The organism is Pseudomonas sp. UW4 (assembly GCF_000316175.1).
Taxonomy (GTDB): Bacteria; Pseudomonadota; Gammaproteobacteria; order Pseudomonadales; family Pseudomonadaceae; genus Aquipseudomonas; species Aquipseudomonas laurylsulfatiphila.
Genome location: NC_019670.1, coordinates 2,259,984 through 2,272,215, shown reverse-complemented (window position 1 = coordinate 2,272,215; position 12,232 = coordinate 2,259,984). Strand labels below are relative to the sequence as shown.

At 60.7% G+C, this 12,232-nt stretch carries 14 protein-coding genes; 7 read left to right on the top strand and 7 right to left on the bottom strand.

Translation table 11 applies throughout. The features are described 5' to 3' along the window. Positions 1–285 precede the first annotated feature (285 nt). The 3 genes from PPUTUW4_RS30170 (at position 286) to PPUTUW4_RS09900 (ending at position 1,295) form a co-directional block, all read left to right on the top strand. Positions 286–534, top strand: coding sequence for a hypothetical protein (locus PPUTUW4_RS30170; RefSeq protein ID WP_015094505.1), 249 nt, complete (start codon positions 286–288; stop codon positions 532–534). 161 nt (positions 535–695) lie between these two features. Continuing rightward, positions 696–926, top strand: coding sequence for a hypothetical protein (locus PPUTUW4_RS09905; protein ID WP_007973761.1), 231 nt, complete (start codon positions 696–698; stop codon positions 924–926). Between the two features lie 132 nt (positions 927–1,058). After that, the gene (locus PPUTUW4_RS09900) at positions 1,059–1,295 is read left to right on the top strand and encodes a DUF2789 domain-containing protein (protein WP_015094504.1); all 237 of its coding nucleotides are present in this window, start codon (positions 1,059–1,061) and stop codon (positions 1,293–1,295) included. Positions 1,296–1,300: 5 nt separating this feature from the next. Here PPUTUW4_RS09900 and PPUTUW4_RS09895 read toward each other — a convergent pair whose 3' ends face one another. From PPUTUW4_RS09895 to PPUTUW4_RS09885, 3 genes are all read right to left on the bottom strand, one after another. Next, the gene (locus PPUTUW4_RS09895; protein WP_015094503.1) at positions 1,301–1,504 is read right to left on the bottom strand and encodes a hypothetical protein; all 204 of its coding nucleotides are present in this window, start codon (positions 1,502–1,504) and stop codon (positions 1,301–1,303) included. 283 nt (positions 1,505–1,787) lie between these two features. Beyond that, positions 1,788–3,392: a methyl-accepting chemotaxis protein gene (locus PPUTUW4_RS09890; protein WP_015094502.1), complete on the bottom strand. Its 1,605-nt coding sequence runs from the start codon at positions 3,390–3,392 to the stop codon at positions 1,788–1,790. A gap of 238 nt (positions 3,393–3,630) precedes the next feature. After that, positions 3,631–4,035 carry a TraR/DksA C4-type zinc finger protein gene (locus tag PPUTUW4_RS09885; RefSeq protein WP_007935965.1) on the bottom strand — a complete coding sequence of 135 codons (405 nt, stop codon included), beginning with the start codon at positions 4,033–4,035 and terminating at the stop codon, positions 3,631–3,633. Positions 4,036–4,404: 369 nt separating this feature from the next. On the opposite strand from PPUTUW4_RS09885, the gene PPUTUW4_RS09880 reads away from it, so the two are divergent. Further along, a complete protein-coding gene (locus tag PPUTUW4_RS09880) occupies positions 4,405–5,010 on the top strand; it encodes a glutathione S-transferase (RefSeq protein WP_015094501.1) in 606 nt (201 codons plus the stop codon). A gap of 204 nt (positions 5,011–5,214) precedes the next feature. Here PPUTUW4_RS09880 and PPUTUW4_RS09875 read toward each other — a convergent pair whose 3' ends face one another. Beyond that, positions 5,215–6,156, bottom strand: a complete 942-nt coding sequence (locus PPUTUW4_RS09875) for a hypothetical protein (protein WP_015094500.1) — start codon at positions 6,154–6,156, stop codon at positions 5,215–5,217. 495 nt (positions 6,157–6,651) lie between these two features. On the opposite strand from PPUTUW4_RS09875, the gene PPUTUW4_RS09870 reads away from it, so the two are divergent. After that, positions 6,652–7,335: a response regulator transcription factor gene (locus PPUTUW4_RS09870; RefSeq protein WP_015094499.1), complete on the top strand. Its 684-nt coding sequence runs from the start codon at positions 6,652–6,654 to the stop codon at positions 7,333–7,335. Then, complete coding sequence (locus PPUTUW4_RS09865; RefSeq protein ID WP_015094498.1) at positions 7,313–8,716, top strand: HAMP domain-containing sensor histidine kinase; 1,404 nt, start codon at positions 7,313–7,315, stop codon at positions 8,714–8,716. The genes PPUTUW4_RS09870 and PPUTUW4_RS09865 overlap by 23 nt, the downstream gene beginning before the upstream one ends. 147 nt (positions 8,717–8,863) lie before the next feature. Here PPUTUW4_RS09865 and PPUTUW4_RS09860 read toward each other — a convergent pair whose 3' ends face one another. From PPUTUW4_RS09860 to PPUTUW4_RS09850, 3 genes are read right to left on the bottom strand one after another with little or no spacing between them, the layout of a single operon-like run. Beyond that, positions 8,864–9,274, bottom strand: coding sequence for an SRPBCC family protein (locus tag PPUTUW4_RS09860; protein WP_015094497.1), 411 nt, complete (start codon positions 9,272–9,274; stop codon positions 8,864–8,866). A 26-nt stretch (positions 9,275–9,300) separates the two neighbouring features. Beyond that, complete coding sequence (locus tag PPUTUW4_RS09855) at positions 9,301–10,098, bottom strand: SDR family oxidoreductase (protein ID WP_015094496.1); 798 nt, start codon at positions 10,096–10,098, stop codon at positions 9,301–9,303. A gap of 2 nt (positions 10,099–10,100) precedes the next feature. After that, on the bottom strand, positions 10,101–11,117 hold the full coding sequence (locus PPUTUW4_RS09850) for an aldo/keto reductase (RefSeq protein ID WP_015094495.1): 1,017 nt from the start codon (positions 11,115–11,117) through the stop codon (positions 10,101–10,103). 116 nt (positions 11,118–11,233) lie between these two features. On the opposite strand from PPUTUW4_RS09850, the gene PPUTUW4_RS09845 reads away from it, so the two are divergent. Continuing rightward, positions 11,234–12,130: a LysR substrate-binding domain-containing protein gene (locus tag PPUTUW4_RS09845; RefSeq protein WP_015094494.1), complete on the top strand. Its 897-nt coding sequence runs from the start codon at positions 11,234–11,236 to the stop codon at positions 12,128–12,130. The last annotated feature ends 102 nt before the right edge of the window (positions 12,131–12,232 follow it).

Genomic DNA, 12,232 nt, shown 5'->3' with positions numbered 1-12,232 from the left:
ATCACGAAGCTTGAGAAGACTACTGGAACGTCACTCGCGTCGTCCTGACTGGCGTTCGTCACAGGCTGAAGGAAAACGCCCTTCCTGCTGCCAGAAAATTATGGACTATCAACTTCGGGGAAAAATCTCACCAAGAGAACAAATTTTCCTACATATCATCAGCAAAAAATTGCTTTAGATAAACATCATTCACCCACCAATAAGAGTGATTCTAGAGCAGCGATGCTCCTGAAGACTAGCCAAAACGACGTACATACGTCGGCAAAACAATGAAAAGGACTTCATATGTGCACACTGACACACTTTGCCTATCCCTTGGTGCCTGACTCGAAAACAGCAGCGATCTCGCAGCCGTTACCGTTCGGCCGTTCTGAACCGCTTCCCGACGTCCCTCCCCGCCCGCGATTTCAGGTGGTGATGGCGGGCATTGCCTTCTTTCACATCAGGGATATTTCTACAGGCTGTGTAAGAGGTTTCCGAGCCAATCATAACGAAGCCTGCGCCCTCGCCCGGTTTCTTGAATCAAAGGGTTGACACGCCCGCCGCGCTCATTTTCAACGACGTTTGGTCTGCCCGTCGACTTATCTCAGCCGTCGACGGGCAACTACTGCCATACTGCCCGCCCAATAAAACGGATCCGCAACAAATCGGATGGCGTTGACAACAACAATGTATTTCCAGGGGAAGTCTGCAACGTGACGGAATTTGATATCGGCGAGTTTTTTATCCGCGGTGAAGCCAGAGAAGTCGAGGGTGAATTCCAGGCCGTGATTGTCATGCGCGCCAAACCTCCGCTCAAGACCGTGACCTATCACCAGGTCGAAAAAGATCGCTGGTTCAAAACCCCGGATGTCGCTGCCATTGCGGCCCAGGAATCGGCCAGGGAACTGAAGGCGGCGGTCGATGCCGGGGCACTGAAAGCCTGACACCCGGATTGGCGGTCTATGCTCTGTGTTGCGTTTGAACATCGTGATCGAACTCCACCCGTGCGGCGCCCTCCAAATCAGGAGACCGCACATCGCCCCTCGACCCGACTGATGACCTGCAAGGAGATGAAGATGGAATCACCGACACACGACCTGAAAGGCCTGTTCGACCAGCTCGGCCTGGACTCCAGCCAGAAAGCGATCGACGACTTCATTGCCGGCCATTTCCTGCCCGACGACAAGAAGCTCATCGACGCCGAGTTCTGGTCACCGCAGCAGGCCGGCTTCCTCAAGGAACAACTGCGCGAAGACGCAGACTGGGCGCGGGTGGTCGACGACCTGAACCTGCGCATGCATCAGACTCACTGACCATTTCAATGCTGGCTGTCAGGTCTTTCGGCGTTCAATTGCGCCAACCAGGCAGCCTTGCACTCCTGCGCTTCGTCGCGACTGGAGAACGCCGTGCCCCGGCGCTCGCCATTGAGCAACACCACCCAGCAAACCTTGCGTCCCATGGAGCGCAGATTGGCAGGTACGCCGCTGCCGATCATGACCGCGACATCAACTTTGCCTTGCATGCTGCCCCCCGAATTTCATTAGCAACCTAATTAATAGATATGCTAGTTAAATTTTCGACGAGGAAACAGCAAAACGCTGCACAGGTTAGTTGCAGGATTTGTAACAATTGCCCGGTAACCCGATCCACTGTAGGAGCGAGCTTGCTCGCGATGGTCGTTAACGATGCCGCGTGTTTACTGACTAAACGCGGCGCTCTTGAGTCCATCGTCGGAACGCCGCCCGGAGCAAGCTCGCTCCTACAGAATCCTTAACTGAACAGCATTACCCGGCAACCCGGGGTTTCTAGCGCGGTTTTTCCGGCTTGTAGCCCAGGCGCAAACCGCCCCAATGCCGACCCTTGAGCATGATCGGCACCGAAAGATCGTGCATCAACTCGCCGGTGTCGCGGGTATAGGTTTGCAGCAGCACCGCCTTCTGATGGCTGCCGCAGCGGATCCCGGTGCGGTCGGCGAACTTGCGTTTGGTCCGGTTCTGCAAGGCATCGACCTGCGCGTCCCCCGTCAGCGGCTGGCTGAACGCATGGTTGTGGGTCGGCACATAACCCTGCTGGGTGCAGGCGATGGCGAACACCAATCCTTCGTGACGCGGCAACAAGGGTTCCTGGATCGCTGGCAAAACCTGATCGGTGTAGCGGTCGAAACGCGTCTGGTACTTGGCCGGGCTGGTATGGGGGATGACCTGGTAGTTGCGGTCGAACAGATCGTCCAGGCTGATTCGACCGGCATCGATATCCGCCTCGAAACGCTCTGCAATCCGGCTCGCGCCTTCCCGGGCCAGGTCATAGATCCGCTGGTGATAATCATCCAGCCCCACCTCGGCCAGGCGCTCACTGATGGTTTCGGCCTGCCCTTCCATTTGCACCGCCGCCTGGGCCAGGCGCTGAGTCTGCTGGTCGCTGACCGCCAGGTCGCTGCGCATCTGTTCAATGGCATGAAACAGGCTGTCGAGCTGTTCACGGTTGGTGTCTGCGCCCCGGGCGATTTCCCCGACCTGGGACTCGACACTGGCCGCCAGACGGGCAATGTTCTCCAGATGCTGCCCCGTGCGCTCGACCTGCTCGACGCCGGTGTCGAGGTCGCTGGACAGTTGGCGGATCTGCTCCACCACCTGTGTCGTACGTTGCTGGATATCGGCAACCATCTCACCGACTTCGCCCGTCGCGGTCGCCGTGCGCGCGGCAAGCCCGCGAACCTCGTCGGCCACCACTGCAAACCCGCGACCGTGCTCCCCCGCCCGCGCCGCTTCAATGGCGGCGTTCAACGCCAACAGGTTGGTCTGGCTGGCGATGGACTGAATCACCAGAGTCACGCGCTGGATATCATCGCTGCGCAGGCTCAAGGCTTCGATCAGTTCACGGCTGTTGCTGGCGCGCTGGCTGAGCTGGTGCATGCGGGCAATGGACTCGATCAGTTCCGTACGCCCCATCACGCCGCTTTGATGAGCCTCGCTGGCAGCGCTCAGCGCCTGGCGACTGAGCAGCGAGGTGGCGTGTTCGGTGGTAATCATGACCTCGGCGTTGCTGACGATCTGTGCCGCCGCCGACAGCTGCGATTGCAGTTTTTGCGCCAATTGCCGAACCGAGAACGCCACCCCGGCGGCCGAGAGCGCGTTATGGCTGGTGGTGTAGGAAAGATCGCGAGTCAAATCGCCGATGGCATCAGCGTTGTCGGGGGAAGCCGCCTGTGGGGTCGCGCGCGAACGCAAGCGAGGCAGCCAGATGATTAGTACGGCCAGGGGCAGGCCAAGGTAGAGCGACCAACCGCCCAACGTCATGCCACATAACAACAGCATCAGGGCGATGCTTTGCAGCGTCGGTGTCAGCCAGCGGTTTTTCGGCAACAGCATTGGTGCAGACACTGCCGCAGCCAGAGACCCGTCTCTTGTCATCATCGTCACCCCGGAAAACTTCTAATTGTTGTCTTCGCATTAAACGCCGGCATAAGGCCATTATCCATGAGCCTTTAGTCGCGAACGTTGCAGCAGATCAATAGAAGAATCGGGAAATCGCAGACGGCAGAAAACAAAGATCGCAGCCTGCAGCAACGCCCTACTTCAATTGCGTAGGAGCTGCCGCAGGCTGCGATCTTTTCAAGGCAGCCCGGTTCAACAGGGCTGCCTCACAGAATCAGGCCTGACGCTGGTGCTTGTCGATTTGCTCGTGACGCTCTTGAGCTTCGATGCAGTACTTGGTGGTCGGGCTGATCAGCAGGCGCTTGAGGCCGATCGGCTCGCCGCTGTCGTCGCACCAGCCAAAGCTGTCTTCCTTGATGCGCTCAAGGGCTTGTTCCAACTGAGGCAGCATGCGCTGGTCGCGATCGATCGCGTTCACCAGCCAGGTGCGCTCTTCTTCGACCGAAGCCGCGTCTGCCGGATCGGCCGGGGTGTCCAGGCTTTCGATGGCGATGCGGTTCTGTTCGATGCGCTCATGGGTTTCGACTTTCATGTTCTGCAACAGCTCGGAGAAAAAAGCATGTTGCTCGGCATTCATGTAGTCATCCGCCGGCATGGCCAGCAACTTGTCCTTTGTCATTGATATCTCTATAAAAAAACGTGCATTAAGGCGAATTAGGGAGCGTTCCGGCAGACCTGGGCAGGCCATCGGAAAGGCGCCGTTTGTTCCAAGCGCCACCCGGCACTCAATTTACGAGGGGCGGCAGTCTAAGGCCGACTTGAGGCCTCAGCAACTGAAAAGACAGCGAATTTGTCCGACAAAGCCCTGAAAATGCTCTACGGCAGGCTTTGAGGCGGTAATCGGAGTGCGTTTATAGCAAGAAATTCAATCGAGCGGCTGTATATAGAAGACAAACGGCCTGCGCGAGGCCATTTTCCCTGCCATTTGCACGGCGGCGAACCTCAGCTAAGGTTGTCCTCCCGAAATGGCCATATAAAGGAAAGGACCATGAAGCTGATCGGTATGCTGGACTCGCCCTATGTCAGGCGCGCCGCCATTTCTGCCAAATGCCTGGGAATCACGCTGGAACATCAATCGGTCTCGGTGTTCCGCCACTTCGAACAATTCCGGCAGATCAACCCGGTGGTCAAGGCGCCCACCCTGGTGCTGGATGACGGTGAGGTGTTGATGGACTCGACGCTGATCATCGACTACCTGGAAACCCTGGCCGATAACAGCCTGATGCCCGTCGAACCGGCTCAGCGTCTGCGCGCGTTGCGCCTGATCGGCCTGGCGCTGGCCGCCAGCGAAAAGTCCGTGCAGCTTTACTACGAGCGCAACCTGCGGCCGGCGGAAATTCAATTCGAGCCTTGGGTGCAGCGGGTCGAAGGACAACTGGTGGCGGCCTGGTCTGCGCTGGAGCGGGAGCTGGAAAAGCAGCCGCTGAAGACTGACGGTGCGATCGAGCAGGACGGCATCACCCTCGCCGTAGCCTGGAGCTTCACCAACCTGGTGGTACCGGACCAGGTGAGTGCGGCGCAGTTTGCGCGGGTCGCCGCGTTCACGGCGTATGCCGAAGGGCTTGAGGTGTTTGTCAGTACGCCGATTGACTGACGGATTCATTTCGCCTCATCGACCGCCATCGCGAGCAAGCTCGCTCCCACAGAAAAACGCGATTCCCTGTGGGAGCGAGCTTGCTCGCGAAGCTTTATAGCTTCTGCAGTCGAATCAATGCACAAACAACGCAATCAAGATAATGATCGGGATCGGCACGCCGAGAAAGAACAGCAGTAATGAACGCATGGTAGTTCTCCTGGATTAACGAATCGGTGCAGCGGTGACGTAGGTATCGGTTTCCAGATACACCACCGCATCCCGACGACGACCGCCGAAGGTGGCGGCAAGGCTGGCGAAAAACGCACCCGCCAACAGCGCAACGAACATCCACAGCGTGGTCCACGCCGCCACTTTCGCAGCGGTGTCAGCGGCTTGTTGAGCGGCCAGCTTGGCGTCGGCCACGGCTTTCTGGGTGCGGGCATAGACTTCATCGACACGACGTTCGGCGTCGGCCTGGGTGAGGTTGGTCCGCTGCGCGACCAGTTGCGCCAGGTAAGTCCGGTCTTCGGCGGCCAGCTCACCCCTGCTCAGGGAACGCACAAAGATCCGGGTGACGGTGCCCCGGGCCGCATCATCGCTGACGGCAACCGGGCGATCATCACGGAACAGGCTGTCGACGAAGTAACCATACTCATCGCCTTGGGTATTGCCCGCCGCAGTGCCCACGGCTTGCGTCGCGGCACTGGCGGCACCGCCGACCATGTGTGCCCCGGCCTGCACACCGCCGCCGACCAGGCTGCTGACCGACCCGGCGACCAGCGTGGCCGTCACCAGCGTCGCCACGCACCAGGCCAGAAAACCATGGGCCGTGTCGCGAAAGTAGACTTCATCGCCGTGCATGTACGCCCACTTCACCCGCAGTCGCCCGGCGATGTAACCGCCAAGTCCCGAAGCGACAATCTGGGTGAAGGCCAGCCAGACAATGGTCGAGATCCCCAGGCTTTTGGCGCTCACGCCTTCATTGGCCCAAGGCGATACCGCCGAAAAACCCAGGCCGAAGCCGAGCAACACCAGGATCAGCGACAACGCCGCCGCGGCAGCGGCACCCGCGAAAATCGCGCCCCAGGACACGCCGGACAGCGTGGTGGACTCATTCATGGCGGGGTCCATGGCGGGATAGAAACCGTCAGAGGATCTATTCATAGTTGTATCGCTCCAGGCAGAAAGATGGTGTTACAACTCTTCGAGGAAGGAATTGCAGTCACCGTGCCAGTCACGCACTTTGAATAAATCGTTGCGCTTCAATCCTTTAGAAAGTTTGAACTTCCCGGCCCCATGCAAACTGCAAGGAACAGGTTGAGCCAACGGGTTTTATGCATGGGTTATTTGCGTTGCCACTGGCGGTCAGACAACCTTTTTTTCTTGGGGGGGGCGTTCACTGTTTTTTCGATTCGGACGCGGTCTTTTGTGGGAGCTGGCTTGTCGGGTCGCCGCATCGCAGCGATGGTCGTTAACGATTACGCGTGTGAACTGGATAAACGTGGCGCACTTGAGTCCATCGCCAGCAGGCTGGCTCCTACAATTCCCCGGGAATGCGTGAAGCGACCCCGCCCAGATGAAAGTTAATTTATTAAGTCGCAGTTTTTTCTTGGCAAAATGCTCGCAACTTCGTATTGAACTGCAAATCAGGCCAGCCTTATGACCCGCATCTTGACCATCGAAGACGACGCCGTGACCGCCCGGGAAATTGTCGCCGAACTGAGTAGCCACGGCCTCGACGTCGATTGGGTCGACAATGGCCGTGAAGGGCTGGAGCGGGCAGTCAGCGGCAACTATGACCTGATCACCCTCGACCGCATGTTGCCCGAACTCGATGGCCTGGCGATCGTCACCACGCTGCGGACCATGGGCGTGGCGACACCGATCCTGATGATCAGCGCACTGTCCGACGTCGATGAACGCGTGCGCGGCTTGCGCGCCGGCGGCGACGACTACCTGACCAAACCCTTCGCCACCGATGAAATGGCCGCCCGGGTCGAAGTCCTGCTGCGCCGGCAGAACACCGTGACCGCCCAGGCGACCACGTTGCGGGTGGCGGATCTGGAGCTGAACCTGATCAGCCACGAAGCGAGCCGCGACGGTAAACTGCTGACGCTGTTGCCCACCGAGTACAAACTGCTGGAATTCCTGATGCGCAATACCGGGCAGATCCTCTCGCGGATGATGATTTTCGAAGAAGTCTGGGGTTACCACTTCGACCCCGGCACCAACCTGATCGACGTACACATCGGCCGACTGCGCAAGAAAATCGACCCGCCTGGCAATGTCCCACTGATTCGGACCGTGAGAGGCTCGGGTTATGTCATTGCCGAACCCGTCTAAAGGCTGGCGCTCTTCCAGCAGCCGTTTGCTGGCGCTCTACAGTTCGCTGTTCGTAATCTGGAGCGGGATTCTCATGGGGGTCATGTACTACGAGGTTTCCGCTTATCTGGACAATCTGGCCAAACATTCACTGATGCAACGTCAGCACCTGTTTTCGCGCTTCTCGGGCGAGCAACTGGTGGACGCCCTCGCCGTCAGCATGACCTTCGACATCCGCGGCATCGACGCCTACGGCCTGTTCGATGCCCGGCACCGTTACCTCAGCGGCGCCCTGCGCTACATTCCGGACGGCTTGCCGCTCGATGGCAAGATCCACATGCTGCGCGACTGCGATGCCTACGGCGACAATGATGACCAGACGCTGCCCGCCGACAGTTGCGACGCCGTGGCGACCCGCACCCTCGACGGCCGCTGGCTGGTGCTGGTGCGCGACAACGGTTCGCTGTTCGCCGTGACCCGGATCATTCTGCACGCGCTGTTCTGGGGGGTGACCCTGACCATCCTGCCGGGCATCGTCGGCTGGTATCTGCTGCGGCGCCGGCCGTTGCGCCGCATCCGCGGGATCCAGGCCAGTGCCGAAGCCATAGTCGCGGGCGACCTGAGCCGGCGCCTGCCACTGTCCAGTCGGCGTGACGAACTGGACATGCTCGCCGCCATCGTCAACGCCATGCTCGAACGCATCGAGCGCCTGATGCATGAGGTCAAGGGCGTGTGCGACAACATCGCCCATGACCTGCGCACGCCCCTGACCCGTCTGCGCGCACAGCTTTACCGCATGCAGCAGCAAGCCGGCGAAGGCTCGCCGCAGGCCATGCAACTGGACCTGGTGCTGGCCGAAGCCGATACGCTGATGGCGCGCTTCCGTGGCCTGCTGCGGATCTCCGAACTGGAAGATCGCCGGCGCCGCTCCGGTTTCGTGCAACTGGACCCCGTCGCGTTGCTGCAGGAACTGCATGAGTTCTACCTGCCCCTGGCGGAAGACGACGGCCTGGTTTTCCAACTGCACCTGCCCGCGTCATTGCCACCCCTCAATGGCGACCGGGCGCTGCTGTTCGAAGCCGTGGCGAACCTGCTCAGCAACTCGATCAAATTCACCCCGCCCGGTGGTGCGGTGATCCTGCGCGGGGTCAATGCTGGCGGGCATACACGGATCGAAGTGCTCGACTCAGGCCCCGGCATTCCCGAGGCGGAGCGTGAAGCGGTATTCCAGCGTTTCTATCGCGCCGAGGCTGGCAATCAAAAGACCGGCTTCGGGCTGGGCCTGTCCATCGTCGCGGCGATTGTCAGCCTGCACGGATTTACGCTGGAGGTGGGCAGCAGCGAACTGGGCGGCGCGCGGCTGGTGCTTGATTGCCGGGAGAGTTTGATTGCACCGGCCTGACAAACGCTTACAAACAATGATCCTCCCCTGTGGGAGCGAGCTTGCTCGCGATAGCGGAGTGTCAGGCGATATATTTTTACCTGATACACCGTCATCGCGAGCAAGCTCGCTCCCACAGGGGATTGGTGGTGTTTTCCGCTGGGTGAATCAGGCCGGGTAGTTGGCCCGCAATGCTTGCAGTCCGCCGGAATAAATCCCGGTAAACAACGCCTCCACCTCCTCATTGCTCACGCCCACCGGTTCAAACCGCCCGGACCAGGTCACCCGCGCGCCATCGCCTTGCGCCTCGACCTTGATCGTCGCCAGATATTCAGTCGCCGGAAAGGGAGCCTGCTCAATCGAGTAGCTGTAGGTTCGGCCCATGTTGTCGAAGGTTTGCAGGCGTTCGATCACCACCGCGCCATCCGCCGTTTGCAGGCTGCGCACGCGACCGCCGTCACTGAGCTCGCTCCTGGGAATGAACGGCAGCCAGTCCGGCAGCGAGTTGAACCCGCCAATCAATTGCCAGACCTGTTCGGCCGAAACCGGGATGTCGATGAAGGCTGTTGCAGTTGCCATGAAATGCTTTCTCCAATCAATAAGGTTCAGATGGCCAGGCTGTCGACGACACCGCCGTCGACCCGCAAGGCAGCACCGGTGGTGGCCGAGGATAACGGCGAAGCGATGTAGGCCACCAGATTGGCAACCTCCTCGACGTCCGCCACGCGCTGGATGATCGACGTCGGCCGGGCCTTGCGCACGAACGCATCGGCTTCGTCCCGGGCGCTGCGCCCGGATTCGGCCGTGGCGTCCTTGAGCATGTCTTCCAGGCCATCGGTAAAGGTCGGGCCGGGCAGGATCGCGTTGACCGTCACCCCGGTGCCGGCCAGGCGTTTGGCCAGGCCATGGGACACGGCGAGGTTGGCGCTTTTGGTCACGCCATAGTTGATCATGTCCGCCGGGGTCGCCACGCCGGATTCCGAAGACAGGAAGATCACCCGTCCCCAACCCTGCTTGACCATGCCCGGTGTGTAGTGCCGTGACAGGCGCACACCGGAGATCACGTTGACCTCGTAGAAGCGCGTCCACTCACTGTCCGGGGTGTCGTAGAAATCCACCGTGTTGAAGATCCCGAGGTTGTTCACCAGGATGTCTGCCCGTGGCTCGGCGGCGAACAGTTTTTCGGCGCCTTCGGCGGTGCCCAGGTCTGCGGTCACGCCACGTAATTGCGCAGCAGGAACACGCTGACGGATGCTCGCCAGTGCCTGCTCAACCTTGGCCGTATCGCGGCCGATCACCACCACCGTGGCGCCCGCCTCGGCCAGTGCCTGGCTGATGCCCAGGCCAATGCCGGCGGTACTGCCGCTGACGATTGCCAGTTTTGCGCTCAAATCAATCTTCATGTTCAAGCTCCAATGAGGGGCAAGGGGGCGCGCTCGCAAATCAGCTTCGCCTCACGCAACGCCTGCCAGAAAGCAGCGGGAATCACCGCCGACAACGCGGCCACGTCTTCGGCAATCCGCTGCGGACGGCTGGAACCCGGAATCACCGCGGCGACTGCCGGGTTAGCCAGCGAGAATTGCAATGCTGCGGCCTTGACGTCGACGCCATGGGCCGCCGCGATACGCTTGATCTGTTCGACCTTGTCGATGATCGCCGGGCTGGCCTTCTGGTACTCGAAGTGCGCGCCACCGGCCAGAATGCCCGAGCTGTAAGGACCGCCGACCACGATTTCGACCTGCTGCGCCAGGGCGGCGTCCATCAAACGCTGCAAGGCGCGATCATGGTCCAGAAGAGTGTAGCGACCCGCCAGCAGAAAACCGTCCGGCTGCGCTTCGCTCAGATCAAGGGTCAGCTCGCAGGGTTCGACCTTGTTCACGCCCAGGCCCCAGCCCTTGATCACGCCTTCTTCGCGCAAGCGTGTCAGCACTTTGAAGGCGCCGGTGCGGGCCTGGTTGAAGTACTCCAGCCATTGATCGCCGTAGAAATCCTGGGCGATATCGTGGACCCAGACGATGTCCAGGCGATCGGTTTGCAGGCGCTTGAGGCTGTCTTCGATGGAGCGCAGGGTCGCGTCGGCGCTGTAGTCGTTGACGATTTTGTTCGGCAGGCCGTGCTCGAACACCCCGCTCTTCTCGCCCAGGTCACGGGCGGCGGTGTCTTCGACTTCATCGAGGATCACCCGGCCGACCTTGCTGCTCAGTACATAGTCGTCGCGGTTGTAGCGGGTCAATGCGGCGCCGAGGCGAATTTCCGACAGGCCGGAACCGTAGAACGGCGCGGTATCGAAGTAACGCACGCCGGCGTCCCAGGCGGCATGGACGGTGGCCATTGCCTCGTCTTCGGGAATGGCGCGGAACATGTTGCCCAGTGGTGCGGTGCCCAAGCCCAGCGCGCCGGGCAGTTTGTCTTTCAAGCTCATGGTGAATCCTCCTGAGTATAAGAGGTCAGGTTGCTGACCGTTGAGCCGATCCTAGATTGCGAGCATCGGACCGTCCAAGACATAATGTGCAGTACTTGAGTCCCTAAAGGTCTGACATGATCGACATCCGCCAATTGCGCTACTTCGTCGCCGTCGCCGAGGAAGAACACGTCGGACGCGCCGCCGAACGCCTGCACATTTCCCAGTCGCCCCTGAGCCGGCAGATCGCCCAGCTCGAAGAGCGCCTGGGCCTGACCCTGTTCGAGCGCAGCCAGCAACGCATCCGCCTGACCCGCGACGGCCAGACCTTCCTCGCCGAAACCCGCGCCCTGCTGACCCACGCCAATCGCCTGGAATCCCTCGGCAAACGCCTGGGGCGCGGCGAGGAAGGCGGCCTGTGCATCGGCTACATCGAAAATGCCATGCACGCCGGCGTGCTGCCCAATGCCTTGCGTGTGCTGCGGGTCAACCGGCCGAACGTACACGTGGCGCTGTACAACCTGCGCTCGGCCGAACAACTCGAAGGCTTGCGCCAGCGAAGCCTGGACATCGCCCTGGTCAGCGAACCACCGACCGAAGACGACCCGGACCTGCTGGGTTTTCAGGTGCTGGACGACCCGATGCTGCTGGCCCTGCCCGAGCACCACCCGCTGGCACAACAGGCCGTGCTGACCCCGGCGGACCTCGCCGGTCAGGAGTGGATTGGCGTGCAACACCAGAATGTCGCCAGCCGCGAAAACTTCGTCAGCGCCTGCATCCGCGCCGGCTTCACCCCGGATATCCGCATGGAAGCCACCGGCCCGTTCACCGCAATGGCACTGGTGGCCTCGGGACTGGGCATCGCCATGATCCAGAAAGGCTTGAGCCGCAACGCACCGCCGGGCGTGGTGCTGCGGGAAGTGCCGTGGATTTCCCTCACCCGACCGCTGTGGGCGGCGTGGCACCGGATCAATTTGCGGCCGTTGGTGGAGACGTTCAGGAAAGTGCTGACGGAGCCAGAGTCGGTTGATTGAAACCTTGTGGCGAGGGAGCTTGCTCCCGCCGGGTCGCGCAGCGGCCCCAAAACCTGCCACCGCGCATAGTCAGGTTGACCGTATTGTGTGGGAGCCGGCAGG

Bases quoted from the DNA above. Each gene is read 5' to 3' on its own strand.
- PPUTUW4_RS09865 (WP_015094498.1), top strand. From the start codon at position 7,313: ATGTCATTGCCGAACCCGTCTAAAGGCTGGCGCTCTTCCAGCAGCCGT.
- PPUTUW4_RS09895 (WP_015094503.1), bottom strand. From the start codon at position 1,504: ATGCAAGGCAAAGTTGATGTCGCGGTCATGATCGGCAGCGGCGTACCT.
- PPUTUW4_RS09850 (WP_015094495.1), bottom strand. From the start codon at position 11,117: ATGAGCTTGAAAGACAAACTGCCCGGCGCGCTGGGCTTGGGCACCGCA.
- PPUTUW4_RS09875 (WP_015094500.1), bottom strand. From the start codon at position 6,156: ATGAATAGATCCTCTGACGGTTTCTATCCCGCCATGGACCCCGCCATG.
- PPUTUW4_RS09870 (WP_015094499.1), top strand. From the start codon at position 6,652: ATGACCCGCATCTTGACCATCGAAGACGACGCCGTGACCGCCCGGGAA.
- PPUTUW4_RS09860 (WP_015094497.1), bottom strand. From the start codon at position 9,274: ATGGCAACTGCAACAGCCTTCATCGACATCCCGGTTTCGGCCGAACAG.
- PPUTUW4_RS09845 (WP_015094494.1), top strand. From the start codon at position 11,234: ATGATCGACATCCGCCAATTGCGCTACTTCGTCGCCGTCGCCGAGGAA.
- PPUTUW4_RS09900 (WP_015094504.1), top strand. From the start codon at position 1,059: ATGGAATCACCGACACACGACCTGAAAGGCCTGTTCGACCAGCTCGGC.
- PPUTUW4_RS09885 (WP_007935965.1), bottom strand. From the start codon at position 4,035: ATGACAAAGGACAAGTTGCTGGCCATGCCGGCGGATGACTACATGAAT.
- PPUTUW4_RS09855 (WP_015094496.1), bottom strand. From the start codon at position 10,098: ATGAAGATTGATTTGAGCGCAAAACTGGCAATCGTCAGCGGCAGTACC.
- PPUTUW4_RS09880 (WP_015094501.1), top strand. From the start codon at position 4,405: ATGAAGCTGATCGGTATGCTGGACTCGCCCTATGTCAGGCGCGCCGCC.
- PPUTUW4_RS30170 (WP_015094505.1), top strand. From the start codon at position 286: ATGTGCACACTGACACACTTTGCCTATCCCTTGGTGCCTGACTCGAAA.
- PPUTUW4_RS09890 (WP_015094502.1), bottom strand. From the start codon at position 3,392: ATGACAAGAGACGGGTCTCTGGCTGCGGCAGTGTCTGCACCAATGCTG.